The sequence below is a fragment of the Nocardioides rubriscoriae genome (genome assembly GCF_008087085.1).
Taxonomy (GTDB): Bacteria; Actinomycetota; Actinomycetes; order Propionibacteriales; family Nocardioidaceae; genus Nocardioides; species Nocardioides rubriscoriae.
The window spans coordinates 326,169-351,114 of sequence record NZ_VIYJ01000002.1 but is presented as its reverse complement, the minus strand read 5'-3'; the positions used below and the strand labels follow the sequence as shown (position 1 = coordinate 351,114).

26 protein-coding genes are annotated in these 24,946 nt (G+C 73.2%); 9 read left to right on the top strand and 17 right to left on the bottom strand.

The window, feature by feature from the left end:
- Positions 1-83 precede the first annotated feature (83 nt).
- Together FZC61_RS04980 and FZC61_RS04975 are read right to left on the bottom strand one after the other, a co-directional pair.
- On the bottom strand, positions 84-1,835 hold the full coding sequence (locus FZC61_RS04980; RefSeq protein ID WP_211357096.1) for a sensor histidine kinase: 1,752 nt from the start codon (positions 1,833-1,835) through the stop codon (positions 84-86).
- Entirely contained in the window at positions 1,832-2,566 is a 735-nt protein-coding gene (locus tag FZC61_RS04975; RefSeq protein WP_246142536.1) for a response regulator, read from the bottom strand. Before FZC61_RS04975 ends, FZC61_RS04980 begins: the two co-directional genes overlap by 4 nt.
- A gap of 104 nt (positions 2,567-2,670) precedes the next feature.
- Here FZC61_RS04975 and FZC61_RS04970 point away from each other — a divergent pair, with 104 nt between their 5' ends.
- Positions 2,671-3,468, top strand: coding sequence for an aminoglycoside adenylyltransferase domain-containing protein (locus FZC61_RS04970; RefSeq protein WP_148613029.1), 798 nt, complete (start codon positions 2,671-2,673; stop codon positions 3,466-3,468).
- Positions 3,469-3,480: 12 nt separating this feature from the next.
- On the opposite strand, the gene FZC61_RS04965 is transcribed toward FZC61_RS04970, so the two are convergent.
- Positions 3,481-3,945, bottom strand: a complete 465-nt coding sequence (locus FZC61_RS04965; RefSeq protein ID WP_148613028.1) for a MarR family winged helix-turn-helix transcriptional regulator — start codon at positions 3,943-3,945, stop codon at positions 3,481-3,483.
- Positions 3,946-4,014: 69 nt separating this feature from the next.
- Here FZC61_RS04965 and FZC61_RS04960 point away from each other — a divergent pair, with 69 nt between their 5' ends.
- The gene (locus FZC61_RS04960) at positions 4,015-4,458 is read left to right on the top strand and encodes an OsmC family protein (protein WP_148613027.1); all 444 of its coding nucleotides are present in this window, start codon (positions 4,015-4,017) and stop codon (positions 4,456-4,458) included.
- 61 nt (positions 4,459-4,519) lie between these two features.
- Here the strand turns inward: FZC61_RS04960 and FZC61_RS04955 are convergent, their stop codons facing one another.
- The 4 genes from FZC61_RS04955 to FZC61_RS04940 are packed head-to-tail and all read right to left on the bottom strand — an operon-like array spanning position 4,520 to position 9,086.
- Positions 4,520-5,752: a DUF480 domain-containing protein gene (locus FZC61_RS04955; RefSeq protein WP_246142535.1), complete on the bottom strand. Its 1,233-nt coding sequence runs from the start codon at positions 5,750-5,752 to the stop codon at positions 4,520-4,522.
- A gap of 40 nt (positions 5,753-5,792) precedes the next feature.
- Positions 5,793-6,404: a hypothetical protein gene (locus tag FZC61_RS04950; RefSeq protein WP_246142534.1), complete on the bottom strand. Its 612-nt coding sequence runs from the start codon at positions 6,402-6,404 to the stop codon at positions 5,793-5,795.
- On the bottom strand, positions 6,401-7,753 hold the full coding sequence (locus FZC61_RS04945; RefSeq protein ID WP_148613026.1) for an MFS transporter: 1,353 nt from the start codon (positions 7,751-7,753) through the stop codon (positions 6,401-6,403). The genes FZC61_RS04950 and FZC61_RS04945 overlap by 4 nt, the downstream gene beginning before the upstream one ends.
- Positions 7,754-7,802: 49 nt before the next feature.
- Positions 7,803-9,086 carry a glycoside hydrolase family protein gene (locus FZC61_RS04940; RefSeq protein ID WP_148613025.1) on the bottom strand — a complete coding sequence of 428 codons (1,284 nt, stop codon included), beginning with the start codon at positions 9,084-9,086 and terminating at the stop codon, positions 7,803-7,805.
- A gap of 68 nt (positions 9,087-9,154) precedes the next feature.
- Between FZC61_RS04940 and FZC61_RS04935 the strand changes: the two genes are divergently transcribed.
- From FZC61_RS04935 to FZC61_RS04925, 3 genes are all read left to right on the top strand, one after another.
- Entirely contained in the window at positions 9,155-9,601 is a 447-nt protein-coding gene (locus FZC61_RS04935) for a VOC family protein (RefSeq protein ID WP_148613024.1), read from the top strand.
- Between the two features lie 63 nt (positions 9,602-9,664).
- Complete coding sequence (locus tag FZC61_RS04930; RefSeq protein WP_148613023.1) at positions 9,665-10,606, top strand: MerR family transcriptional regulator; 942 nt, start codon at positions 9,665-9,667, stop codon at positions 10,604-10,606.
- A 163-nt stretch (positions 10,607-10,769) separates the two neighbouring features.
- Positions 10,770-11,621 (top strand): bacteriorhodopsin-like, encoded by an 852-nt coding sequence (locus tag FZC61_RS04925; RefSeq protein ID WP_148613022.1) that lies wholly within the window; start codon positions 10,770-10,772, stop codon positions 11,619-11,621.
- Between the two features lie 72 nt (positions 11,622-11,693).
- On the opposite strand, the gene FZC61_RS04920 is transcribed toward FZC61_RS04925, so the two are convergent.
- Positions 11,694-13,193, bottom strand: a complete 1,500-nt coding sequence (locus FZC61_RS04920) for a cryptochrome/photolyase family protein (protein WP_148613021.1) — start codon at positions 13,191-13,193, stop codon at positions 11,694-11,696.
- Between the two features lie 43 nt (positions 13,194-13,236).
- On the opposite strand from FZC61_RS04920, the gene FZC61_RS04915 reads away from it, so the two are divergent.
- The 3 genes from FZC61_RS04915 to FZC61_RS04905 all read left to right on the top strand — a co-directional run bounded on the left by FZC61_RS04915 (position 13,237) and on the right by FZC61_RS04905 (position 16,231).
- Positions 13,237-13,974 carry a dienelactone hydrolase family protein gene (locus FZC61_RS04915; RefSeq protein WP_148613020.1) on the top strand — a complete coding sequence of 246 codons (738 nt, stop codon included), beginning with the start codon at positions 13,237-13,239 and terminating at the stop codon, positions 13,972-13,974.
- Positions 13,975-13,976: 2 nt separating this feature from the next.
- On the top strand, positions 13,977-14,765 hold the full coding sequence (locus FZC61_RS04910; protein WP_211357094.1) for an LLM class flavin-dependent oxidoreductase: 789 nt from the start codon (positions 13,977-13,979) through the stop codon (positions 14,763-14,765).
- A gap of 197 nt (positions 14,766-14,962) precedes the next feature.
- Positions 14,963-16,231 (top strand): HNH endonuclease signature motif containing protein, encoded by a 1,269-nt coding sequence (locus tag FZC61_RS04905; RefSeq protein ID WP_148613019.1) that lies wholly within the window; start codon positions 14,963-14,965, stop codon positions 16,229-16,231.
- Positions 16,232-16,445: 214 nt separating this feature from the next.
- Here FZC61_RS04905 and FZC61_RS04900 read toward each other — a convergent pair whose 3' ends face one another.
- The 8 genes from FZC61_RS04900 to FZC61_RS04870 are packed head-to-tail and all read right to left on the bottom strand — an operon-like array spanning position 16,446 to position 23,044.
- Positions 16,446-16,913: an MOSC domain-containing protein gene (locus FZC61_RS04900; RefSeq protein ID WP_148613018.1), complete on the bottom strand. Its 468-nt coding sequence runs from the start codon at positions 16,911-16,913 to the stop codon at positions 16,446-16,448.
- 10 nt (positions 16,914-16,923) lie between these two features.
- Positions 16,924-17,673 (bottom strand): hypothetical protein, encoded by a 750-nt coding sequence (locus FZC61_RS04895; RefSeq protein ID WP_148613017.1) that lies wholly within the window; start codon positions 17,671-17,673, stop codon positions 16,924-16,926.
- Between the two features lie 4 nt (positions 17,674-17,677).
- The gene (locus FZC61_RS04890; protein ID WP_148613016.1) at positions 17,678-18,316 is read right to left on the bottom strand and encodes a SatD family protein; all 639 of its coding nucleotides are present in this window, start codon (positions 18,314-18,316) and stop codon (positions 17,678-17,680) included.
- A gap of 43 nt (positions 18,317-18,359) precedes the next feature.
- Positions 18,360-19,544 carry a lipid-transfer protein gene (locus FZC61_RS04885; protein ID WP_148613015.1) on the bottom strand — a complete coding sequence of 395 codons (1,185 nt, stop codon included), beginning with the start codon at positions 19,542-19,544 and terminating at the stop codon, positions 18,360-18,362.
- The gene (locus FZC61_RS04880; protein WP_148613014.1) at positions 19,541-19,927 is read right to left on the bottom strand and encodes a MaoC family dehydratase; all 387 of its coding nucleotides are present in this window, start codon (positions 19,925-19,927) and stop codon (positions 19,541-19,543) included. The genes FZC61_RS04885 and FZC61_RS04880 overlap by 4 nt, the downstream gene beginning before the upstream one ends.
- Positions 19,924-20,319: a Zn-ribbon domain-containing OB-fold protein gene (locus tag FZC61_RS23375; protein WP_211357093.1), complete on the bottom strand. Its 396-nt coding sequence runs from the start codon at positions 20,317-20,319 to the stop codon at positions 19,924-19,926. The genes FZC61_RS04880 and FZC61_RS23375 overlap by 4 nt, the downstream gene beginning before the upstream one ends.
- Positions 20,316-20,825 (bottom strand): FAS1-like dehydratase domain-containing protein, encoded by a 510-nt coding sequence (locus FZC61_RS23370; protein ID WP_246142533.1) that lies wholly within the window; start codon positions 20,823-20,825, stop codon positions 20,316-20,318. The genes FZC61_RS23375 and FZC61_RS23370 overlap by 4 nt, the downstream gene beginning before the upstream one ends.
- Positions 20,822-23,044, bottom strand: a complete 2,223-nt coding sequence (locus FZC61_RS04870) for an acyl-CoA dehydrogenase family protein (protein ID WP_148613013.1) — start codon at positions 23,042-23,044, stop codon at positions 20,822-20,824. The genes FZC61_RS23370 and FZC61_RS04870 overlap by 4 nt, the downstream gene beginning before the upstream one ends.
- A gap of 114 nt (positions 23,045-23,158) precedes the next feature.
- Here FZC61_RS04870 and FZC61_RS04865 point away from each other — a divergent pair, with 114 nt between their 5' ends.
- On the top strand, positions 23,159-24,073 hold the full coding sequence (locus FZC61_RS04865; protein WP_148613012.1) for an alpha/beta fold hydrolase: 915 nt from the start codon (positions 23,159-23,161) through the stop codon (positions 24,071-24,073).
- 8 nt (positions 24,074-24,081) lie between these two features.
- Here the strand turns inward: FZC61_RS04865 and FZC61_RS04860 are convergent, their stop codons facing one another.
- Complete coding sequence (locus tag FZC61_RS04860; RefSeq protein ID WP_425465810.1) at positions 24,082-24,891, bottom strand: pseudouridine synthase; 810 nt, start codon at positions 24,889-24,891, stop codon at positions 24,082-24,084.
- Between the last annotated feature and the right edge of the window lie 55 nt (positions 24,892-24,946).

Here is a 24,946-nt window from a genome sequence, read left to right as displayed (position 1 = left end):
GTGGTCGCTTCCCTTCGGTGGGTTCCCGCGGCCGGTCCGGCCCGGGCTCGGCGCGACGTCGGCGCGCGCGAGGTCTGTGGGTGTCACGGTCGCGGGGCTCCCGCGCGCGGGAGGCGCAGCTCCATGCAGGTGCCGGCGCTCGTGGAGCAGCCCACGCGCAGCTCCCCGGCCATGGCGCCGACGAGCCCGTGGGCCAGGCCGAGCCCGAGCCCGACGCTCTCCTCGACACCGGGCTCGTCCGCGGTCGCGCGGCGCGACGCCGTGCCCGGGTGGGCGTGGGCGAACGGCGTGAAGATGCGGGGCAGCAGCTCGGGCGGGATGCCCGGGCCGTCGTCCTCGACGAGCACGCACAGGTCGGCCGGTTCGGGTCCCGGGGCCGACCTCACGACCACCCGACCGCCGACGTCGCCGTGCCGGATCGCGTTGCCGACGAGGTTGAGGAGCACCTGGCGCAGCCGCCGTCGGTCGGCGTGGACGACCTCGTCGCCGACGCGGCACGACAGCGTGACCTGGCGCTGCTGCGCCTTGGTCGAGAGCAGGCCGAGGACGTCGCCGACCACCTCCTCGACGCCCACGGGCTCGAGCACCAGCGGTAGGGCGTTGGCCTCGACGCGGCTGAGGTCGAGCACGTCGGTGAGCAGGTCCATCACGTGCCCGGCGGCGGCGCCGATGTGGTCGAGCGCCTCGTGGCGGCGTGCCTCGTCGAGGTCGATCGTGCCGAGCAGCTCGGCGAAGCCGACGATCGCCTGGATCGGTGTGCGGGCCTCGTGACCGACGGCCGCGAGCAGCTGCGAGCGGGCGTGGGCGAGGTCCTCGGCGGTACGACGCGCGGTCTCGGCCTCGAGGCGGGCCCGTCGGTCGCGCTCGGCGGCGCGACGCTCGGTCAGGTCGAGGACGTTGACGACGTACTGCGCGGGGCGGCCGTCGCGGCCCGGCAGCTGCGACAGCGTCACCTCCACCTCGACGTCGGTCCCGTGGGTCTCCTCGGTCCGGCCGGCGCGGTCAGGCCCGTCGACGTGCACCGTCGCCTCGAACGCGACGAGCGCCGTACCGGTGCGGTCGAGCTGGTCGACCCACGACGCCAGCGACCGGCCCCGGGGCGTGAGGAGGTCGTCGAGGGGCCGGCCGACCACGTCGGACCTCCCCCGGGTCAGGGACACGAGCGCGTGGTTGCTGCGCACGACGGCCAGGTCGAGACCGAGGATCGCCATCCCCAGCGCGTTGTCGTCGAACGAGCGACGGAAGCGCTCCTCGCTCTCGACCAGGTCGCCGACGAGCCCGGCGTGGTCGATGGCCACCGACGCGAGGTGGGTGCACCGGTCGACCAGCAGCTCCTCGCGCTGGGTCGGGTGGTGCGGCTGGTCGTGGTAGACCGCGAAGGTGCCGATCGGCTGCCCGTCGCGGCCGCGGATCGGGGTCGACCAGCAGCTGCGCAGCCCCACCGCGGTGGCCGCGGCGCGGAAATCGACCCAGCGGGGGTCGGTGAGGACGTCGGTCGCCACGACGGCGGCGTCGAGCGCCGCGGCCGTGCCGCACGAGCCGGCCCCGTCGCCGATCGACATCCCGTCGATGGAGGCGACGTAGGCGACGGGCAGGCTCGGCGCGGCGCCGTGGTGCAGGGTGCCCCGCTCGCGGTCCAGCAGCAACACCGAGCACCGCGCGCCGGGCATCAGCTGCTCGAGCGAGACCAGGATCTCGGCGAGCACCTCGGGCAGCGGGGCGGCCCGGGCGATCAGCTCGAGCACCGCCGTCTGCCGGTCGAGCAGAGCGCGTGCGTCGTCGGTCGAGAGCTCCGGCTCGGGCACCGCGGGAGCCGGCGACAGCACGGCCCTCACGCCTCGTCCGAGAGCTGGTAACCCACGCCCCGCACGGTGAGGAGGATCCGGGGGCGCGACGGCTCGCGCTCGAGCTTGAGCCGCAGGCGGTGCACGTGCTCGGTGACCGTCGCCTCGCCCAGCCAGTCCGACGACGAGTGCCACACCCGGTCGAGCAGCTGGGGGCGGGTGAAGACGTGACGGGGGTGGGTGGCCAGGAAGGACAGCAGGTCGAACTCCTTGGGCGTGAGGTCGACGTCGGTCCCGTCGAGCAGCACGCGCCGGCTGGCCGGCTCGATGCGCAGCGGGCCGACGACGACGGCCTCCTCCCCGGCGTCCGCGCTGCTGCGCCGCAGCACCGAGCGGACCCGCGCGGCCAGCTCGCCGGGCGAGAACGGCTTGACGAGGTAGTCGTCGGCCCCCAGGTCGAGCCCGACGATGCGGTCGCTCTCGCCGCTGCGTCCCGACAGCACGATGACGGGCAGGTCGGACCGGCCGGTCTGCCCCCCGCGCACCGACCGCAGCACGTCGAGGCCACCGAGACCGGGCAGCGACAGGTCGAGCACGACCAGCGTGGGGCGGTGCTCCTGGATGCGGCGCAGCGCGGACGGTCCGTCGTCGGCCTCGACGACCCGGAACCCCGCGTCGTCGAGCTGCCAGCGCACCACGGTGCGCACGGCGGCGTCGTCGTCGACGACCAGCACCACCGGTGCGTTCGCGTGCGACGCATGCTCGGCCGCGATCTGGCTCACGTGTGATGGCTACCACATCGGTGGTCGCCCGGTCACGGGTCTGCGGCGTCGTTGAGGTCGCGTTGTGGCAGCGTCGTGGTTCGGGCGGCCTCTAGCGTGACGGCATGGACCTGCCGACCGATGTCGCCGCTTCGCTCGAGCCGTGGGTCGCCGGAGCGCGCGCCGCGCTGGGCGACCGGTGGGTCGGCGCCTATCTCGTCGGCTCCTTCGCCCTGGGCTGCGCCCACGAGTGGAGCGACGTCGACGTCCTCGCCGTGACCGACGGCCGTCTCGACGACGCGACCACCGCTGCGCTGCGCACGCTCCACGCGCGGCTGCCCGACGCCGGCGGCTGGGCGGCCCACCTCGAGGGGTCCTACGCCGACCTCGCCGACCTGCGCAGCCCGATGACCCTGGGCCGCCGCTGGCCCTACGTCGACCACGGGTCGCGCGAGCTGGTCGACTCGAGCCACGACAACACGGCCCACGCCCGGTGGCTGCTGCGCGAGCACGGCGTGGTGCTGGCCGGGCCCGACCCGCGCGACCTGGTCGCGGAGGTCACCGCAGCCGCCCCGCGCGCCGAGGCCCTGGGCCTGGCCCGGGCCCGGGCCGAGGAGCTCGAGGACGACCCGGCCCCGTACGGCGACGCGTGGTGGCAGCCCCAGTACGTGCTCACGTCGTGCCGGATCCTCTACACCGCCACCGTCGCCGAGGTCACCGGCAAGGCGGCAGCCGCGCGCTGGGCGCTCGACCGGCTCGACGCCGTGCACCACCCGGTCGTCGAGGCGGCCCTGGCCGACCGGGCGCACCGGTGGGAACGCGTGCACCAGCAGGCCGACCCCGCCCTGACCGCACCGACGCGGGCGCTGGTGTGGGACGTCGTACGGCTGGCCGGGCAGGCGGCGCTGGAGGCGCGCGACTAGCGGCGCGACCGGCTAGAGGTCGTCGTCCTCGAGGGCGGCGTGGGTCGCGTCGGTGACCCGGCGCAGCAGCCGCTGCAGGGTCACGAAGTCGCGCTCGTGCAGGCCGACCGCGTCGGCGATCCGGCACTGCACGTCGTCGCGGTGCACGCGCAGGGCGTCGCCGGCGGGGGTGAGACGCAGGAGCACCGTGCGCTCGTCGTCGGCGCCGCGGGTGCGGGTGATCAGCCCCGCGGTCTCCATGCGCCGCAGCAGCGGCGTCAGCGTGCCGTGGTCGAGGCGCAGCGCGGCGGCCACGTCGCGCACCGCGCACTCACCGCGGCCCCACAGCACGACCAGCACGAGATACTGCGGGTAGGTGAGCCCGAGAGGACCCAGCACCGGGCGGTAGGCCGCGGTGACGGCGCGCTGGGCGGCGTAGAGGTCGAAGCAGAGGAGCTCGTCGAGCTCCTGCGCCGTGGGGGGCAGGGTGGCGGGCATGGACCCATGCTACTTCGTCCGCTAGTATCTTGTGCACAAGTTAGTTTCCTACGTCGCAAGGAGCTCCCCATGCCCACTCGTACCGCTCGTACCGCCTGGAACGGCTCGCTGCAGGAAGGGTCCGGTCAGGTCGAGCTCACCAGCTCGAAGGTCGGCACCTACGAGGTCTCCTTCCCCAAGCGCGCGGCCGACGAGGCCGGTGGCACCACCAGCCCCGAGGAGCTCATCGCCGCGGCCCACTCGTCGTGCTACGCGATGCAGCTCTCGGCGATCATCGCCGAGGCCGGCGGCACCCCGCAGTCGCTCGACGTGACCGCCGACGTCTCCCTCGGCCCCGACTCCGCCAACGGCGGCTTCAAGCTCACCGGCATCAAGATCACCGTCGTCGGTGAGGTCGACGGGCTCGACGAGGCCGGCTTCCAGCAGGCCGCCGAGGCCGCCAAGCAGGGCTGCCCCGTCAGCAAGGCGCTCACCGGCGTCGAGATCACCCTGGACGCCTCGCTCGAGAGCTGAGGCGGACGCGTTCGTCCGCCCCGGCGTGGGGCCACCACGCCGGGGCGGGAGCACGTTCGCATCAGGGCTTGCGACCGACCACGTAGAGCCGCTCCGACGTCTCCCCACGTCCGGCCACCGGTCCGCGGCGGTACCACTCGACGTCGACCAGACCCGCCGCCTCGACCACCGCGACCACGTCGGCCGGCTCGTGGAGGACGACGTCGAGGTCCACCTCGTGGTCGAACCACGTGGTGTGGTGGCGCACCTGCGAGCCCGCGTGCAGCGCCAGCACCAACCAGCCGTCGGCAGCCAGCGGTCGCACCAGCGCCCCGATCGCCCCCGGCAGCTCGGAGGCGCCGAGGTGGATCAGCGAGTACCACCCCAGCACCGCTGCCCACCCCGGGCCGTTGACCGGCCGCATCAGGGTGCGCAGGTCGCCCACCTCGTAGACCCCGTCGGGGTAGCGCCGGCGGGCCTGCTCGACCATCTCGGGCACCAGGTCGAGGCCGGTCGCGTCGGCCCCGGCTTCGGCGAGGTGGGCCGTGACGTGTCCGGGTCCGCAGCCGACCTCGACCACCGGACCGGTGCCGGCGTGCGCGGCGACCCGGTCGAGCAGCCAGCGCTCGAAGGGCAGGTCGGCCAGCTCGCCGGTCAGCGCCTCGGCGTACGACGCGGCGACGGCGGCGTAGGCTGCGCGCACCTTGGCGTCGCGGGCCTCGGCTCCTCCGGCCAGCACCGCGTCGCGGTCGACGGCAGGCCCTGCGGCCGGCGCCCCGGCGGTGGGCAGGTCGACCGGGCCCAGCAGGTGGATCCACCGCGCGTCCTGCTCGCGCGGCTGGCGCGGCAGCTGCTCGACCAGGGGCCGCTCCCGCTGCGCGAGCCGGGTCAGGCACGCCTCGACGGCGCCGCGGTCGGCGAAGGCGTGCAGCCGCTCGGTGCGGCTCTTGAGCGCCCCCGGCGCCTGGGCCCCGCGCAGCAGCAGCACCGTGAGCAGCGCCCGCTCGTCGTCGGCGAGGTCGAGGCGCACCGACACGGTCTGCACGTACTTCAGCGTGCGGCGCCCGCGGTCGTCCCAGGTCACCGCGACCAGGTCGCGCTGCTTGAGGTCGCGCAGCGTGTGGTGCACGAGGTCCTCGTCGTAGTCGACGACGGGTTCGCGGCTGCTCGTCTGGTTGCACGCCGTGCGCACGGAGTTGACGGTCATCGGGTAGCTCGCCGGGACCGTGACCTCCTTCTCGAGCAGGCTGCCGAGGACCCGCTGCTCCTCGGGCGTCAGCACTGGCAGGTCGGCCGGCCGGCTCGTCTCGCTCACGTTCGATGACCCTAGTCGACGCCCATGGGGCCCAGCGGGCTCAGAGCAGGTCGCGCAGCCGGTCGAGCAGAGCGTCCTCGACCGCCTGGGTGACGGCGGCCTGGACCTGCGCGTCGAGCTCGTCGGGGTCGTCGAGGTCGGCCAGCAGCGCGCGCACGTCGAGGTCCTCGATGGCGCGGGTCAGCACGTCGTCGGTCGTGAGCGCGCCGTCGACCACCGAGTCGGGCAGGGCGCGGATCGCGGCCTCGAGGAAGCCGTTGAGGTCGGCCTGGTCGAGCGCCTCGTCGAGCAGGTCGGAGACGGGCGGCAGGGTGCCGGTGGCGTCCAGCTGCCTGACTGCCAAGAGCAGACCCTGGCGCAGGGCGTCGACCTCGGCGTCGGTGCGCTCGCCGGGCTGCGCGAGCCGCAGGGTCAGCGCCTCCCGACTGACCCGCAGGGTGCACGCGGCGTCGTTGACCCCGAGCAGCACGAGCCGCTCGGTGAGGCCCTCGATGCCGTCGGCCCGCGAGGTGACGCGACGCTCGGCGCAGGCGTCGGCCGGGCGCAGCGGCTCGAAGTCGCCTCCTCCGTGCGCGACCTGCACACCGAGGACGGCGGCCACCATCGCGAGCGCGACCAGCGGCAGGCCGAGGACGCGAGCGAGCCGGTTCACGCGGTCACCTGCTCGACGCGTCGTTGCGGCACCAGCAGCGTCAGCAAGGCCAGCAGCGCGAGGCCCGCGCCGATCAGGAACGAGTCACGGAAGGCGCGGGTGGCGGCGCGCTCGAGCTGGGCGTCGAGGGCGCGCTCGAGCGCGTCGACGTTGGCCTGCTCGCCGGGGTCGACGTCGAGCGAGGCGAAGGCGGGGCGCAGGTCGGGCACCTGGTCCTGCTGGTCGGCGAGCGCACCGCCCAGCGCCTCGGCGACGGCGATCTTGTCCTGCGGCTGCAGCGGCGCGTCGATCACCAACGACGTGATCGCCTCCTGCGCGGGCACCTGGGCGTCCTGCAGGTCGGCGGTGAACACGGGGGTGAGGATCGCCAGACCGACCACCACCCCGAGGTGGCGGGCGCCGATGCTCCACCCGGCGTGCCTCGCCCTCGGGAGCCGCATCTCCATGGCCTGTGCGGTGAGGCGGTCGACGGTGAGGCCGAGGCCGCGACCCACGAGCGCCTGGGGCGCGACGGTCCACACGAGGTCGGCCGACGGTGGGACGGCGAGCCCGACCAGCCCGCCGGCGACCAGGAAGCAGCCGACCGCGACCTCCACCTCGGCCGGTGGGCGCAGCAGCCGGGCGAGCGGTCGCGCGGCCAGGGCGGCGATCGGCACGACCGAGACCGTGAGGGCCGCCGTACCGGGGTCGTGGCGCCAGCCCTCGACCAGCAGCAGCACCAGCAGGAACAGCGCTGCGGTCAGGGCGGCCGACAGCAGGGCGAGGGTGAGGTGGGGACGCAGGACCGGGCGGTGCCGGTCAGGAGCGGTGACCGCCCGGACAGGTACGGCGAGCGCGGCGGGCACGGCCAACACGGCGAAGGGCACCTGGACCACGAAGATGGCCTGCCACGAGAACACCTGGGTGAGCAGCCCGCCCGCGAACGGCCCGACCGCCGTGCCGACCACGCCGGCGGTGATCCAGGTCGCGATCCCGCGCCGCTCGCCGTGCTCCTCGACCAGCAGCTCCAGGCACCCGACCACGGCCAACGCGCCGCCCAGGGCCTGCAGGCAGCGCGCCGCGATCAGCACCTCGATCGTGCCCGCCACGGCACACGCCGCGGAGGCGGCGGCGAAGACGGCGATGCCCGCCGCGGCCAGGAGGCGGGGCTGGGCCCGGGTGAAGCTCATCGCGGTCGGCACGGCCGCGAGCCCGAGCACGAGGTTGAAGGCGATCAGCACCCAGGCGACCTGGGTCACCGTGGCGTCCAGGTGCTGCAGGATGTCGGGCAGGGCCAGCGTGACCACCGCGGAGTCGGCCAGCACCAGCGCCACCGTCACCGCGAGCAGGGGACCGACGGCGTGACGCATCGCCCCATCCTGGCAGGGGTGCTGGTCGAGGTCGGCCGGGCGCCGGCCGTCACCCTCGTGCATCGAGCTCCCGGTCGAGCCGGAACAGCAGCGCAGCGATGCCGGCGGACCCCTGCATCCACCCGGGTTCGGGCGCGAGCAGCGGCTCGGGCAGCCGGTGCTCGACGAAGCGCCAGCACACGCCCGGCCCGTCCGGGACCGCGCGCTCGACAAGGGCGTCGCCGCAGGCCACGGCCAGGTCGACCTCCCCGGCGGTCAGGGCGAGGTCGGCGACCCCGGCCGTGCCGCAGCAACGACCGTCGTTGTCCCACGAGCCCGGCTCGAGACGGGCCGGCAGGCCACTGGCGGCGACCGCCCGCCAGCACCGTGCGGCCCACGTCGCCGGGTGCTCCCCGGCCACGGAGGCGACCCCGGCGGCGGCCAGGGCGGTGTACACCTGCGAGGTGCCGCTCGGGCCGTGGCACCAGCCGTAGCTGAAGTCGGCGATCCCGGCCTCGTCGGCCGCCTCCGGCTTGGGAAGCAGGTGGCGCACCCGCAGCGCGCCGCCGGTGTGGTCGCCGATCGCGACGAGCCGCTCCCCCGCGTGCCGGGCGAGGTCGACCCAGTCGGGGCGGTCGAGCGCGGCGCCGGCGTCGGCGAGCGCGTGCGCGATGCCCGCCGCACCGTGGGACCAGTTGGGCATCTCGGTCGCTGGGTCGGTCCGGTAGCGCAACGGCACGAACGGCCAGGTCAGGCCGTGCTCGTCCTCGATGGCCTCGCCGACCAGCAGGTCACCGGCCACGGTGGCCAGTCGGGCGGCGCCGGGGACGTCGTCGGCGTGGGCGGCCACGGCGGCGTGCAGCACCGCGGCGGTGCCGAGGGTCGCGTCGTTGACCCGGGCGTCCGGGAGGAAGCGCGGGGGTCCGAACCACGGGGTCGGCCACCCGGTAGGTGTCGCGACCTCGAGCAACCGCGCCACCACCCGGTCGGCCCCGTCGGCGCCGAGGGCCCGGAGGACCTCGAGGTGCCCCGGGAGGCCGTCGAACCACGACGCGTCCGTCGTGACCTCGACGTCGGCACGGACCGCCACGACGACCTGCTCGGCGAGCGTCGCCTCGGGTTCGGTCCACGGGCGGGTACGACGCACCTCGGCGAGCGCGAGGCCCAGGCCGCCCACCCCGCTGTGCAGGCCCGCCCGGGGGCCCAGCTCCTGACCGGGTTGCGTCGGGGCGGGCAACGAGGGTCCGTCGGCGTCGTACGCCACGTGGTCGAGGGTCCAGGCCCAGCCGGCCTCGGCGGTGTCGCGGTAGCCGTTCCCATGACTGTTCCCACGTGTGTTCCCATGACTGCTCATCGGGGCGAACGCTACGAGGCACCCCTGCGGGTGGCCAGTGGGTTGTGCGGACCCACCAGGGTGGGGCCATGGCCGACTCCACGCCGATCGCCCCTGTGCAGGGGATCCACCACGTCCGGATCACGGTGACCGACATCGCCCGCTCCAAGGACTTCTACTCGAACCTCTTCGGCCGCGAGCCGCAGATCGACGCCACCGAGCACCACGGCGAGCCGGGCGCCGCCGAGGACCCGCAGCGCTTCTACGGCGGGTGCATCTTCGCGGTGGAGGGCCAGCTGTTCGGGCTCCGACCGGTGGCCGCACCCGGTGACCGCTTCGACTCCACGCGGGTCGGCCTCGACCACGTGTCGTTCTCCGTGGCCACCAAGGCCGAGCTGACGGCCGCCGCCGAGCGGCTCGACGCGGCCGGGATCGTCAACGGCGGGGTCACCTCGCTGACCGGGTTCGGCATGTCGATCCTTTCCTTCCAGGACCCCGACGACATCAACCTGGAGCTGCTGGCCCCCGAGGAGTAGGACCCGCAGGAGCAGGACCCACACGGCGACCGGCCCCCGGACCTCCCCACCTACGATGGGGGCATGGCACCGGACCCGACGCGCGGCGAGACCGCTGGCGTGCCGGTCGGGGTGCCGGTCGGGGTCGCGGCGGCGCGGCTGGGTGTCACGACCAGCACCCTGCGCAGCTGGGGCACCCGCTACGGCGTGGTGCCGTCCCTGCGGACCAAGGGCGGGCACCGTCGCTACTCCGAGGCCGACCTGGCCCGGCTCGACCAGGTGCAGGCGCAGATCCGGGCCGGGGCCGCGCCCGCGGCGGCCGCGGCGGCCGCCCTGACCGACGCCGACGGTCCCCCGACGGCAACCCGACCGGCATCGCGCCGCCGCGCCGGGCCGGGGGGCCGCGTCCTCGCCGTACCGGGCGCCGACGACACCACTCGTGGCCTGGCCCGCGCTGCCGGCCAGCTCGACCTCGACGCCGCCGAGGAGATCATGCTGGAGGTGCTGCGCGAACGTGGCGTCGTCCGGGCCTGGGACGAGCTGATGCGCCCGGTCCTCACCGCGGTGGGCAGGAGGTGGGCGGAGTCCGGCGAGGCCATCGAGGTCGAGCACGTGCTGTCCGAGGCCTCGCTCGGCGCCCTGCGCCGGCGCCGCGTCGAGCTGCCGGCGGCCGACGACCGCCCGCCGGTCCTCCTCGCCACCGCGCCGGGCGACCAGCACACGCTCCCGCTGCACGTGCTGGCGCTGGGGCTTTCCGAGCAGCGGTGCCCGGCCCGGGTGATCGGCGCGCAGGTCCCGGTCGCCAGCCTGGCCACCGCAGTACGCCGCATCCGCCCGGCGGCGGTGTTCGTCAGTTGCGTCGTGTGCGACGACGCCGACCCGGCCACCCTCGTGGCGGCGCTGCCCCGCACCCGGCCCGCGACCGTGCTGGTGCTCGGCGGTGACGGGTGGCCGGCCGACCTGCCTCCCGGCGTGTCGTACGCCTCCGGGCTGCGCGAGGCGGTCGACCTGCTCGGCGGTCGGTGACCCTCCGCCCGCGGGCGCAACTCACCCCAAAGGCAAACTTGTGCAAGTTGAATTTGCGCGAGTAGGTTCGGAGCACTGCTCCCGTGTCGGCCGAACTCCCGACGATCCAGGGAGCAAGGTCCGTTCGCTGCATCGGAGCAGCGCTCACCCCTTGAGGATCCTGATGATTACGACCTACGCAAGTTCTGGCCCGGACTACATCGAGTCACTGACGTCCGGGCAGTACGCGGCCGTCTACAACGTGCTGTCCCTGGCCATCGCGAGCCTCGGCTTCACGGTGTTCTACCTGCTGCTCATGCAGCGCACGGTCGCCCCTCGCTTCCGCTCGGCCATCATCGTCTCGGCCACGGTCTGCGGCATCGCGACGTACCACTACTTCCGCATCTTCGACAACTTCAAGGACAGCTACCCCGCCGGCGCCACCGTGGACGCCGCCCACATGCTGTCCAACATCGAGTTCAACGAGGGCTACCGCTACGTCGACTGGTTCCTGACCGTCCCGCTGCTGCTGGTCGAGACCGTCGCCGTCCTCGCGCTCACCCGCGCCGCCTCGCAGCGCCTCCTCGTCCGGCTGGTGCCGGCCGCGGCCCTGATGATCCTGCTCGGCTACCCGGGCGAGATCAGCCTCGACGACGGCACCCGCGTCCTGTGGGGCGTGCTGTCGACCATCCCCTTCCTCTTCCTGCTCTACGTCCTCTTCGTCGAGCTGACCAAGGCCCTCGACGGCAAGTCGGCCGAGGTACGCCAGCGGATCTCCAACCTGCGCTGGCTGCTGCTCGCCTCGTGGGGCGTCTACCCGATCGCCTACGCGTTCCCGCTCCTGGGTGGCGACTTCTTCAGCGGTGCCGACGGCTTCGTGGCCAAGCAGGTGGGCTACTCGATCGCCGACATCGTCGCGAAGGCGCTCTTCGGCATCCTGATCTTCCGCCTGGCGCAGCTCCAGAGCATCCAGGAGGACCCGGCGACGTACGGCGACCACCACGACGTCGTGGCGCCCGGCAAGGTCGCTGCCTGATCCACCTGCACCACCCCGGACGGGCCGGACAGCGAGAGCTGTCCGGCCCGTTCGTGCGTCGCTGGGTCCGGGTCAGGTCAGCCAGCGAGAGGCCGTGCGGGTGTGCGCGGCCTTCTTGGCGGGGTCCATGCGGTCGTAGGCGCTGGTCACGAACTGGGAGCGCCCGTTGGCCTCGAACACGTCACGGTGGTCGCGGACGAAGGTCCAGTAGAGCGCGTCCCAGTCGTCCTGCCAGTCGCGGCCCCACCCGGCCGAGCCGTAGTCGCCCATCTTGCGCAGGTAGTTGCTGCCCGAGACGTAGGGCTTGGTGGTGATCGAGGCGCCTGCGGCGAACTGGCTCATCGCGTACGTGTTGGGCACCATCACCCAGTCGTAGGCGTCGACGAACATCTCCATGAACCACTCGTAGACCGCGTCGGGGTCGACCCGCAGCAGACACATCGCGTTGCCGAGCACCATCAGCCGCTCGATGTGGTGGGCGTAGCCGTGCTCGAGCACGCGGTCGACGACGTGGTCGACCGGTGCCAGACCGGTCCGCGCCGTCCACCACCCCTCATCGAGCGGGCGCGAGTGGGCCAGGTGGTTGCGGCTGCGCATCCGGCGTCCCTGCACGACGTACGTCGCCCGCATGTACTCGCGCCACCCGATCACCTGGCGCACGAAACCCTCGAGACTCGCGAGCGGCACGTCGTTGGCCTCCCCCACCTCGAGGGCCCGGTCGAGCACGTGCCGCGGCGACAGCAGCCCGATGTTGAGGCCGGGCGTCAGCAGCGAGTGGAAGACGAACGGGTGCTCGACGGACAGGGCGTCCTCGTAGGGGCCGAACTCGTGGAACCGGTCGGCCAGGAACTGCTCGAGGCCGGCCTCGGCCTCGGCGTGGCTGGTGGGCCACGCGAACGACGCCGCGCGACCGGGATTGTCGGGGAACGCACGGCCCACCCAGGCGATGGCCTCCTCGACGTGCTCGTGCCGGTCCTGGCTGGTCGGGGCGGGGTCGGCGGCCGGGACCGGATGGGCCTTGGGCAGCTTCTTGCGGTTGTCCTCGTCGAAGGACCAGCGCCCGCCGACCGGCTGGTCGCCGTCCATGAGCACGTCGAGCCGGCGACGCTGGTACTCGTAGAACGCGCTCATCCGCGAACGGCGGCCGGTGAAGAAGTCGGCGACCTGCGCGCGGGTGGTGAGGAAGTTGGGGGTCTCGAGCACCTCCTCGGCTCGCAGCTCGTGCCCGGCGTCGGCCAGGGCGTGCGTCAGATCCTGGCTCAACCAGTCGTCGACGACGTCGTGGACGGTCACCGAGGTCGGCGCGAGCCGGGAGATCGTGCGGGCCACGGCGGCGCGCGAGGTCGTGCGCCCGTCGGTCTCGACCACCTCGACGTCGAAGCCCCGCTCGCGCAGGCGGTCGGCGAAACGACGCATGCTCGCGCGGTGGAGCACGAGCTTCTGGGTGTGGAAGCGGTACTGGCGGAACATCAGGTCGTGCTCGACCAGGACGAACGTCGTCCCCTCCTCGGCGTCGAGGTGGGACTCGAAGAGCTGGTGCGGCAGGACGAGTCGGACGTGGTGTTCGGCCATGAACCGCAACCTAGAGGTCGGTGGCGGCCCTAGATTCACCCTCATGAGCCTCCTCGCCTCCTGGACCCTCGGTGACCACACCGACGCCGACGGCACGACCCACCCGACGTACCGCAAGGGCAGCGGCCCGGGCGTCATCGTCATCCACGAGATCCCCGGCCTCACCGCCGACGTGATCGGCTTCGGGGAGGAGGTCGTCGCCGCGGGGTTCACGGTCGTGATGCCGCACCTGTTCGGCAAGCCGGAGACCGGCGCCGGACCGCTCGCGATCGCCGGCACGCTCCGCCAGGTCTGCGTCAGCAAGGAGTTCACCAAGCTCGCGACCCGCGAGACCAGCCCGGTCGCCGGGTGGCTGCGCAGCCTGGCCCGCGAGCTGCACGCCGAGCTCGGCGGACCCGGCGTCGGGGCACTCGGCATGTGCTTCACCGGCGGCTTCGCGCTCGCCATGATGGTCGACGACGCGGTCGCCGCACCCGTGCTGTGCCAGCCGTCGGCACCGTTCCCCGTCGGCAAGGCCCGCGCCGCCGACCTCAACCTCTCCGACGCCGACCTCGCCACGGTCAGGCGACGCGCCGCCGGTGGCTGCCAGGTGCTGGGCCTGCAGTTCGACAAGGACCCCGCCACCGGGACCCGCTTCGACCGGCTGACCAGCGAGATCGGCGACGCGTTCATCCGGGTGGAGTTCCCCGGCCGCAAGCACTCGACGGTCACCGCCCACCGCCAGCAGGAGGGCGTCGACCGGGTGCTCGCGTTCTTCAGCGACAAGCTGCAGGTCGGGTAGCCGTGGGTCGTGCCCGCCGGGGGCTGTTCGTCGCCCCCTTCGACGCCCTGGCCGACCCGCGGGTGGTCGGTGACCTCGCCGCCACGGCGGAGGCGGCCGGCTGGGAGGGCTTCTTCGTCTGGGACCACCTCCTCTACGGCGACCAGGTCACGGCGATCGCCGACGTGTGGACCTGCTGCGCGGCGGTCGCGATGCGGACCGAACGTCTGCTGCTCGGCCCGATGGTCACCCCGCTGGCGCGCCGCCGCCCGCAGGTGCTGGCCCGCCAGGCCGCCAGCCTGGCGGTGCTGTCGGGCGGACGGTTCGTGCTGGGCCTGGGCCTGGGCGACGACTGGGTGGGCGAGTTCAGCGCCTTCGGCGACGAGCCCGACCCACGCACCCGCGGCCGGATGCTCGACGAGGGCCTCGAGGTGCTCGTCGGGCTGCTGAGCGGCGAGCCGGTCGAGCACGCCTCGGACCACTTCACCGTCCGCGGCGCGCGCTTCCAGCCGGCTCCCACCGTTCCGATCTGGTTGGCCGGTCGGTTCGGCAACCGGGTGCCGCTGCGCCGCGCGGCACGACACGACGGCTACTTCGTCATCGGCCTCGACACCCCCGACGACCTGCTCGAGGTGACCACCGGCCTCGCCGTGCACACCCCTGCGCCCGGTCTCGAGGTCGTCATCGACCTGCAACCGGAGCAGGACCCGCTCCCCTGGCTCGACCTCGGTGCCTCCTGGGTGCTCACCCGCATCGGGCCCTTCGACCTCGACCTCGACGAGGTCCGTCGGCTCATCGCGGCCGGCCCCTGACGCGGTGGCTTCTCACGGTGGTCGAGGAGGTCGCGCTGGCGCCCGTCACGAGCCGTGCGACAACCGGGCCACAGGGTGGTTGAGGAGGCCACCCGTGGCCGTCACGAGACCCACCCACCGGAACCGGCCCCGAAAACCCATCCATAGATGCGTAGTACACACTTTCGAATACAAGCCACAAGGCGTAGAATGAACCCATGAGCAATCGCACCCGGACCCGCAGCAGCGACCCGCTGCTGGAGTCCGTGCGCGCGCACTGCGACGCCGAGTCCAGGGTCCAGGTCGCCAAGCTCAACGCCGTCCTCGACTGGGCAGCGGTCAACACCGCTGACCCCGACGAGACCGCAGCCCTGCTCGATCCGATGGAAGAGCCGGCGCTGCACCTGGGCGGCCTCGGGTGCCCGGTGATCGGTGAGTACGCCGCCCTCGACCTGGCGTTGTCGTTGGGGATGTCTACTGATGCGGGTCTGGCCTACCTCGGCAAGGCCCTCGAGCTGCGCTACCGCCTCCCACGGCTCTACGCCCGGGTCGTGAAGCTCCAGGTCCCGGTGTGGAAGGCGTTCCGCGTCGCCGAGCACACCACCGACCTCCCCCTCGCCGGTGCGGCCGACGTCGACAAGGACATCGCCCCGTTCCTGCACACCTGCTCCTGGGCCCAAGTGGACCGCGCCGTCGACGCCGCCCGCGCCAAGCACGACCCCGACGAAGCCGAACGCCGCCGCAAGAAGGCCGCCGAGCACCGCCACGCCGACGTCCACCTCGACGGCGCCACCACCTCCGGCACCGTGGAGATGACCGCCACCCTCGACCTGGCCGACGCGATCGACCTCGAAGCCGCGTTGAAGAACGGCGCCCAGGCGCTGGCCGACCTCGGGTCCACCGAGACCCTCGACGTCCGCCGCTCCCAGGCCCTTGGGGAGATGGGCCGCCAGCAACTCGCCCTCGACCTCCTCACCGGCGAGATCACCAGTGGCACTGGTCGTCGGATCACGCTCTACGCCCACCTGGACGCCGAGCACCCCGACCTGCCCGGGTTCCTCGACAACACCTGGTCCCCGGTCCTCATCGAGCAGATACGTCAGTGGTGCCAGACCGCCGGCACCAAGGTCACCGTCAAACCCGTCGTCGACCTCGCCACCGACCCGTCCACCGAGGCCTACGAGCCCACCGACGCCATCCGCGAGCTCGTACGACTCAGGGACCACACCTGCGTGTTCCCCGGCTGCACCAGACGCCGCGTCGACCTCGACCACATCGTCCCGTTCACCGCCGGCGGACCCACGTCGGCGCACAACCTCGCCATGCTCTGCCGCCGGCACCACCGAGCCAAGACCCACTCCCGGTGGCGCTACGTCATGCTCCGACCCGGGCTCTACCACTGGACCAGCCCCACCGGCGCCACCTACCTCGTCGACCGCAGACCCCCACCACTCCACCCACCCCGCCCACCGCGCCGACAACCCTGAACGCCCCAAAGACCCCGCCCACCACCACCACAGCGGGGTCACCGGCACGCCCACACCCACCCCACGGTGGTGGAGGAGGCCGCCCGCGGCCGTCACGAAACCACACAGCCGCAGGGGGCCGGTCAAGTCACCTACGTCGGCTGCGGTGGCGTGGTCTCGAGACGGTCGCGGGCGACCTCCTCGACCACCGTGGGGTGACGTCGTGCGTGTGAGGTCAGGCGAGCTGGTCAGGAGGGTCGAGGTCGACCGGATCGCCGACGACGACCGCCCCACCCTCGAGGACACGGCACACCGAGCCGCCGCGGTGGCGCATGGCGTGGTGGGCGCCGGGACCGATGGTGTCGTCGAGGAGCTTGCAGGGGGCGGCCACGCGGACGACCTGGAGCAGCACCGGCCCGACCCGGATCAGCGCGCCGGGCTCGCGGGGCACGGTGCCGTGGTCGAGGGTGAGGTTGCGGCGGGTCAGGTGGGCCGGCACGCCGGCGCCGTAGACCTCCGCGGCCTCGGCGAGCGTGGACAGGCTCTGCACGGTCACGTGACGGTGCTTGGTGCCGTGGTAGCGGTCGCCGACGATGCCCTTGCCGGCCTCGACCTCGACGCGGTCGACCGTGCGCATCGGGAGCCGGGTCGCCTTGGCCACGTGGATCGCGTGGACGGTGGGCCCGGTCGGCTCGGACGTCATGGGTCCATTGTCAGGTGGCGACCAGCACCAGCGAGACCAGGGACACCGACCACGACACGAAGCTGCCGACCAGGAAGTACTCGGTGACCTCGTGGATGCCCGGGCCCGCGGACGACGGGGAGGCCCGCGCCGACTGCAGCTCGGGGAAGCGCAGCAGCCCCTTGGCCGCGATCACGATGCTGGCGGCGGTCACCTGGCCCGCGAGGCCGAGTCCGACGATGAAGAGCCGCTCCATCGGTCCGAGCAGGCGCCCGCCCTTGAGCGCCGGCGCGGGCCCGGTGGTGGAGCGCATCGGGTTGGTCGTGCCGGTGACCCCGAGGACCAGCCGGACCACGACGTTGCCGGTCGACAGCTGGACCAGCAGGGTGCCGGCGACGAGCAGCGCGCGCCCGGCGTCGAGGTCGGCGAGCGCCGGCAGCGTCGAGGAGTCGAGCCAGTCACCGAGCCACGAGTCGTCGGGTGACGCGGCGACCGAGGCGAGGACCCCTGCGACGACGACGCCGCCGAGCACGACGAGCGGCAGCGCGTAGCGCCTGGCCCCGAAGCCGTAGGTCACGCTCTCGCCCCACACGACGACCGCCACGACGACGGCGACGACGCCGAGCAGGCCGGGCAGCCCGAGCCCGCCGACCCCGGCCAGCAGCGCGACCACGACGGCTACGACGGCCGACAGGCCCTCGGCCAGGCGCGGCCGCCCCCACCAGGAGTAGACGAGATCGGTCGTGCCGACCCCGAGGAGCACCAGCCCGAGCCAGGTCATCGCGTCATTCCAGGCTCTCCAGCCACTCACTCATCGTCACGACGACGCCGATGCCGTCGCGGCGCACCCGTTGAGAGACCGCCGACTCCGAGACCTGCTCGTCGGCGGCGACCTCGCGCTGGGTCCGCCCGGACAGCAGACCACGCAGCACCGACGAGGAGCGGGACGAGAGCCGCCCGACGAGCTCGTCGCGGGCGAGCAGGGCCGCGTCGAGCGCACCGACCGGTTCGGTCACGTCGGTCGAGCGGTACGCCGTGCGCGCACCCCGGGTCGCGGGCCGGTCGGCCAGCGCCTCGACGGCCTCGATCGCCGCACGGGCGGCCCACCAGCCCGGGCCGTCCTCGATGCCCGACGTGGCGTCGAGCACGGCGGTCGCGCCCCGGCCGATGCCGCAGCGCAGGTCGTGGTCGGGCAGCAGCGCGAGCCGCAGCGCCAGCGTGATCGACGTGGCCGCGCCGAGCGAGGGCACGGTGCCCTGGAACTCGTCGCCGACGGTGATCCGCAGGTCGGTGCCCCACCGGTCGTTGACCGCGCTCAGCGCACCGGCCAGCACGTGGTGCAGGCCTGCGCGGTCGGCGACGACCCGCGACCCGACGAGGTCGCCGATCACCACGACCGGCGGCGACTGCTTCAGGTCCGACACATGAAGATCATACCTTCATCTGTGAGAAATGAAGATATGGGCTTCAGGCGCTGAGAATCAGGCCGCTCGTCGGCACCCCGGTGCCGGCCGTGACCAGCACGTGCGAGTCGGCCGCGGCCGCGACGGGGTTGACCGAGGTGCCCCGGATCTGGCGCACGCCTTCGGCGATGCCGTTCATGCCGTGGATGTAGGCCTCTCCCAGCTGCCCGCCGTGGGTGTTGAGCGGCAGCCGACCGCCCACCTCGATCGCGCCGTCGGCGACGAACCCGGGAGCCTCGCCCCGGCCGCAGAACCCCAGCTCCTCGAGCTGCATCAGCACGTAGGGCGTGAAGTGGTCGTAGAGGATCGCCATCGGCATGTCGGCCGGGGTCAGCCCCGACTGGCGCCACAGCTCGCGCCCGACGACGCCCATCTCGGGGATGCCGATGTCGTCGCGGTAGTAGGACGTCATCACGAACTGGTCGCGTCCGCTCCCCTGGGCCGCCGCGGCGACGTACGCCGGCTTCTGCGGCAGGTCGCGGGCCCGCTCGGCCGAGACCACCACCAGGGCCTGGGCGCCGTCGCTCTCCTGGCAGCAGTCGAGCAGGTGGAGCGGGTCGGCGATCATCCGCGAGGCCTGGTGGTCCTCGATCGTGATCGGCTTGCCGTGGAAGAACGCGGCCGGGTTGGTGGCGGCGTGGCGTCGGTCGGCGACGGCGACCGCACCGAAGTCGGCGGAGGTGGCGCCGTACTCGTGCATGTAGCGGCGCGCCTGCATCGCCACGGTCGCCGCGGGGGTGCCCAGGCCGAACGGGTAGGACCAGGCGTTGTCGAGACCGTTGGTGTTGACCTGGGTGGCGGCCGCCACCGAGAACTGCCCGAAGCGGCTCTCGGAGCGCTCGTTGAAGCCGCGGTAGGCCACGACGACGTCGGCGACGCCGGTCGCCACGGCCATCGCCGCCTGCTGGACGGTCGCGCAGGCCGCGCCGCCGCCGTAGTTGATGCGGCTGAAGAACCGCAGCTCTGACAGCCCGAGCTCGCGGGCGACCGCGATCTCCGACGAGGTGTCCATGGTGAACGTCGTCAGCCCGTCGACCTCCGCCATCGACAGCCCCGCGTCGGCGACCGCCGCGCGGACCGCCTCGACCGACAGCTGCAGCTCGGAGCGACCCGACGCCTTGGAGAACTCGGTCGCGCCGATGCCGACGATCGCGGCGCGGCCGGACAGCCCGCCCGACGGGCCGCTCACACCGCCACCTTGACGGTGCCGGTGACGTGGTCGCCCATCGAGACCCGGCCGACGACGCTGATGGTCGCGACCCCGTCGGTGACCTCGGTGACCTCGCCGCTGAAGGTGAGGGTGTCGTAGGGGTGCGCCGGGGCACCGAGACGGATCGCGATGCCCTTGAGCTCGGTGTCGTGGCCGGCCCAGTCGACGACGTAGCGCTCGACCAGGGCGTTGCTGGTCAGGATGTTCATGAAGATGTCCTTCGACCCGGCCGCCTGCGCGACGTCGCGGTCGTGGTGGACGTCCTGCCAGTCACGGGTGGCGATCGCGGTGCTCACGATCGTGGTGGGGGTCAGCGGCAGGCTCCACTCGGGGATCACCTGACCCGCCTCGAGCGTCTTCATGCCTTCCTCCAGACCGGCAGCGTCAGGTCGTCGTCGACGCGGTTGTAGTCGACGCGCAGCCGGTCGCAGATCGCGATGTCGCCGTCCGACGCACCAGCGCCGACGACCTCGCCGACCATCCGCACGCCCTCGTCGAGGTCGACCAGGGCGATGACGATCGGCAGCTCCTTGCCGGGCACCGGCGGGTGGCGGTGCACGACGTAGGAGAAGACCGTGCCCTCCCCCGACGCGACCTCGAAGCCGCGGTCGTAGGCCTCGCAGGACTGGCAGGCCGGGCCGGGCGGGAAGCGCTTGGCCCCGCAGGCGTTGCACACCTGGATGCGCAGCTCACCGACCTGGGTGCCGTCCCAGAAGAACTGCGAGTCGCGGTTGACCATCGGGCGCACGGTCATGCGGACTTCTCCTTCGGTACGAACTTCAGCACGCGGAAGAGCATCGTGGCGACCTTCTCCGCGGTGCCGTCGGGGTGGTCGACGTACCAGGTGTTGCGCGAGGTCACGAAGTAGCCGACGCCCATGCCGGTGCTCTTCGGCCCGACGACCGAGTCGAGAGCACTGGTCACGCGGACCTCCTCGCCGACGCGCAGGTAGCGCTCGTAGGTCTGCTCGCAGTTGGTGCCGAGCACGGCGGTGTAGCCCTCGGCGGTCAGCATCTCGGTCATCCGGCTCAGCGGGTCCTCGGGAGGACGCCGCCGCCCGAGGCCGGGCATCGTCCAGACCTGCGCCATCGACGGCGGGGCCTCGCCCTGGCGGAAGCGGTCGTTGTCGTAGCCCATCGCGTCGAGCCAGGTGCCGATGGTGGCCTGGTTGACGGCGTACGGCGCCCGCGACTCCGACGCCTCGCCGAGCGCCTTGATGCGCTCGGCCTCGGCCATGATGCGCTCGTGGACCTCGCTCAACGCGGGACCCGCGGGAGCCCGAGGCCGAACATCGCGATGAGCTCGCGCTGGACCTCCTGGACGCCGCCGCCGAAGGTCAGCACGAGGTTGCGCTTGGCCTGGTCGTCGAGGTAACGGAGCAGTGCTCTCGTCTCCTCGTCGGCCGGGTCGCCGTAGCGCTGCACGATCGCGACCAGGTCGGCCGACAGGTGCTGGACCTGGTCGGCGGCGAACACCTTCGACGACGACGCGTCGCCGACCGAGATCTCACCGGTGGCGGCCGCCCGGGCGACCTCCCAGTTGAGCAGCTCGTTGACGCGGAAGACCGCGGTCACACGACCGAGCACGTCGCGGACGTCGGCCCGCTCGGCGACGCCGGCCTTGGTCGCCCAGTCGACGATCCGATCGCGCAGGCCCTCGATGCGGCCCGCCGGGCCGAGCATGACGCGCTCGTGGTTGAGCTGGGTGGTGATCAGCTTCCAGCCCTGGTTCTCCTCGCCGACGAGCATGTCGACCGGCACGCGGACGTCGTTGTAGTATGTCGCGTTGGTGTGGTGGGCGCCGTCGGCGGTGATGATCGGCGTGAACGAGTAGCCCGGGTCGGTGGTGTCGACGATGAGGATCGAGATGCCCTTGTGCTTGGGGGCGTCGGGGTCGGTGCGCACGGCCAGCCACACGAAGTCGGCCTGGTGGCCGCCGGTGGTCCACATCTTCTGGCCGTTGACGACGTAGTGGTCGCCGTCGCGGCGGGCGGTCGTGCGCAGCGCCGCGAGGTCGGTGCCGGCGTCGGGCTCGCTGTAACCGATCGCGAAGTGCACGTCGCCGGCCAGGATGCGGCGCAGGAACAGGTCCTTCTGCTTCTGCGTGCCGTGCCGGATGAGGGTCGGGCCGACGGTCTGCAGCGTCACGGCCGGCAGGTGGACGTCGGCGTGCTGGGCCTCGTTGGCGAAGATCGTCTGCTCGATCTCGCCGAGCCCGTGCCCGCCGTACTCCTTCGGCCAGCCGACGCCCATCCAGCCGTCCTCGCCCATCTGGCGGATGAGGCGCTGGTAGGTCTCGCCGTGACGGTCCTGGACCATCTCGACGTGCTCGTCGTGGGAGGCCAGACCGTGGAAGTAGCTGCGGATCTCGGCCTTGAGGGCGCGCTGCTCGGCGCTGAGCTCGAGGTTCTTGGTCGTGGGGTCCTCGACCGCGACGTCGCCCGGCAGGGTGCCGAGCGCGTGGCTGATGTCGACGACCCACGAGTAGTAGTGGTGCAGCGGGTAGGTCGTGTCGACGCCCATGCCGCCGTGCAGGTGGTGGCAGGTGCGCAGCGCCTTCGGCGCCTCGGTGCAGACCCAGTAGGCCGCCACGGCCAGGTCGTCGGTGGCGTCGAGCCCACTGCGCACGCGCCACGACACGTTCTCGGCGACGAGGTCGAGCGTGCGGGCGGCGATGTAGAGGTCGGCGGCCTGCATGGCCACGGCCTGGAACTGCGCCAGCGCGCGGCCGAACTGCTCGCGACCCTTGATGTAGTCGGCGGTCAGGTCGACCGCACCCTGGACGACCCCGGCCGCGAGCAGGGCCAGGCCCGCGACGGCGTGCTCGACGAGCACCCCCGCGGCACCCTCGGCGCCGGCGCCGCCGAGGAGGTCGGCGGGAGCGTGGTCGAGCACCACGGTGTGCTGGGTGATCCGCGCCGACGAGCCCGACTCGACCAGCGTGACGCCGGGGCCGGCCGGGTCGACCAGGACGACCACGTCGCGGTCGCCGTCACGCGCGGTGACCAGCAGCCGGGTGGTGCTGCCGACCGACGAGGCCGCGTAGGACACGCCGATCTTGCGCCCGGTCACCGTGCCTTCGGCGTACGACGTCTCGGGGCGGTCGGTGAGGCGTCGGCCGACCTCGCGCAGGGCCGGGGTGAGCACGACGTCGCCGGCGGCGACGCCGGGCAGCAGCGCCGCCTGCTGCCCCTCGGTGCCGCGCGCGGCGAGGGTCAGGACGCCGCAGCACAGGGTCTCCCACACCGGCAGGTGCACCGCGCGGACACCGGTCTCGCGCAGCAGCACCCCGACCTCGGCGAGGCCGAGACCCTCGCCGCCGTGGGACTCGGGCACCGGCAGCGACAGCAGGCCGGCTTCGGCGAGCCCCTGCCAGGAGGGGCCGGAGTCAGGTGCTTTCGCGAGCACCGAGGTGATGACGGACCGGACGGCCTCGACCGACTCCTGGTCCGCGGGCGCATAGCCTTCGACGGAGGTCACGGGCGAAACTGTAACCTGTTCTAGTTCTTCCTGCTACGCCCTCCGCACCACCCGTTCGGCACCCGCACCACCCCGCACCGCCCCGCGCCACCCCCGCACCACCAGGAGTCCGCCATGGCCCCACCCTCGCCGCTCGGGCTGGTCCGCAACCGCTTCTACGTGCCGTGGGTCGCGATCCCCGGGGGCCGGCTCGTCGAGCTGCCCGGCCGCGGGACGACCTACGTCACCGACACCCCAGGTCCCTCCCCCGACTCCTCGACGGTCGTGCTGCTGCACGCGCTGGGGTGCACCGGGCTGCTCACCTGGTTCCCCACGATCGCGCGGCTGGCGCAGAAGCACCGCGTCGTGACGATGGACCAGCGCTGGCACGGCCAGGGCATCCGCAGCGACGAGTTCTCCCTCCACGACTGCGCCGACGACGTCGCCGCGCTGGTCGAGGTGCTCGGCCTGACCGAGGTCATCGTCGTCGGCTACTCCATGGGCGGCGTCGTGGCCCAGCGCGTGTGGCGCCAGCACCCGCAGGTGGTGCAGGGGCTCGTGCTCTGCTCCACGACCGACCGCTTCCAGCTCAACCCGGCCGAGCGGCTGTTCTTCACCGGGATGGGCGCCACCATGCTCGGGCTGCGCGAGGTCTCGCGCTCGCGCACCACGCTCCGGGCGGCCCGCGCCGCCGCCGAGGCCGTCCTACAGCCCAGCGACATCCAGGAGTGGGCGATCGCCGAGTTCCGCTCCACCAGCCCCTGGGCCGTTGGGCAGGCCCTCGCGGCGCTGGGCCGTCACCACTCCCGACCCTGGCTGGGCCGCATCGACGTGCCCACCGCGGTCGTGGTCACCACCTCCGACCGGGTGATCCCCGCGGCCCGCCAGGTGGGCCTGGCCCGCGCCATCCGCGGCGCGACCATGCACGAGGTCGACTCGGGACACGCGGCGTGCGTGCTCGAGTCGGAGAAGTTCGTGCCCGCGTTCCTCGAGGCGGTCGCGACCGTCAACGCGCGCAGCCGCGACTTCCGACGCCCCACCACAGGCTGATCCGGCCGTCAGGCCGGTTCCAGCGGCAGCCGTCGCGGGCTGACGAAGCGGCGTACGCGCCCGTCGACGGGGTCGGTGAAGTCGAGCTCGGCGGCCAGCAGCTGCAAGGGTCGTGAGAAGTCGTCGACGTCGACCTCGAGGTCGACGGGGTAGAGCGGGTCGTCGACGATCGGCGCACCGAGCCCGAGCAGGTGCAGCCGCAGCTGGTGCGTGCGGCCCGTGCGCGGGCTCAGGCGGTAGACGCCGAGGTCCCCACGCTGCTCCTCGAGCTCGACGAGGGTCTCGGCGTTGACCGGCGCACCGGGCACGACCCGGGCGCGTCCGGTGCGCGGGACCGGCGCGACGTGGTCACGCACGGTCACCGGCGTCGTCAGGTCGGCCCGCCACGGCGCCAGCGCACGGTAGGTCTTGCGCACGGTGCCGTCGGCGAACATCGCCTGGTACGCCGCCCGCCACCGCCGCTGGGTCGCGCACAGCACCAGGCCCGACGTCACCCGGTCGAGGCGGTGCATCGGCGTGAGCTCCGGCAGGCCGAGCTCGTCGCGCAGCCTGACCACCAGGCTCTGGGTCACGTGGCGGCCGCGGGGCACCGTCGACAGGAACGCGGGCTTGTCGACGACAACCACCCGCTCGTCGCGGTGCACCACGCTGAGCTCGCCCGGGACCACCGGCTCGTCGCGCAGGTCGCGGTGGAACCACACGAAGACGTGCGGCCGGTAGGCGTCGCCCTCGCGCACGGGTGCCGCGTCGGCGTAGACGAAGCGCTCCTCGGCCAGCAGACCGGCCACGTCGACGCGCGCGTCGACGTGGTCGCGCAGCCAGGCGCCCATCGTCGTCCAGGGCTCGGGCCGCGCCGGGTCACGGTGGGGCGTC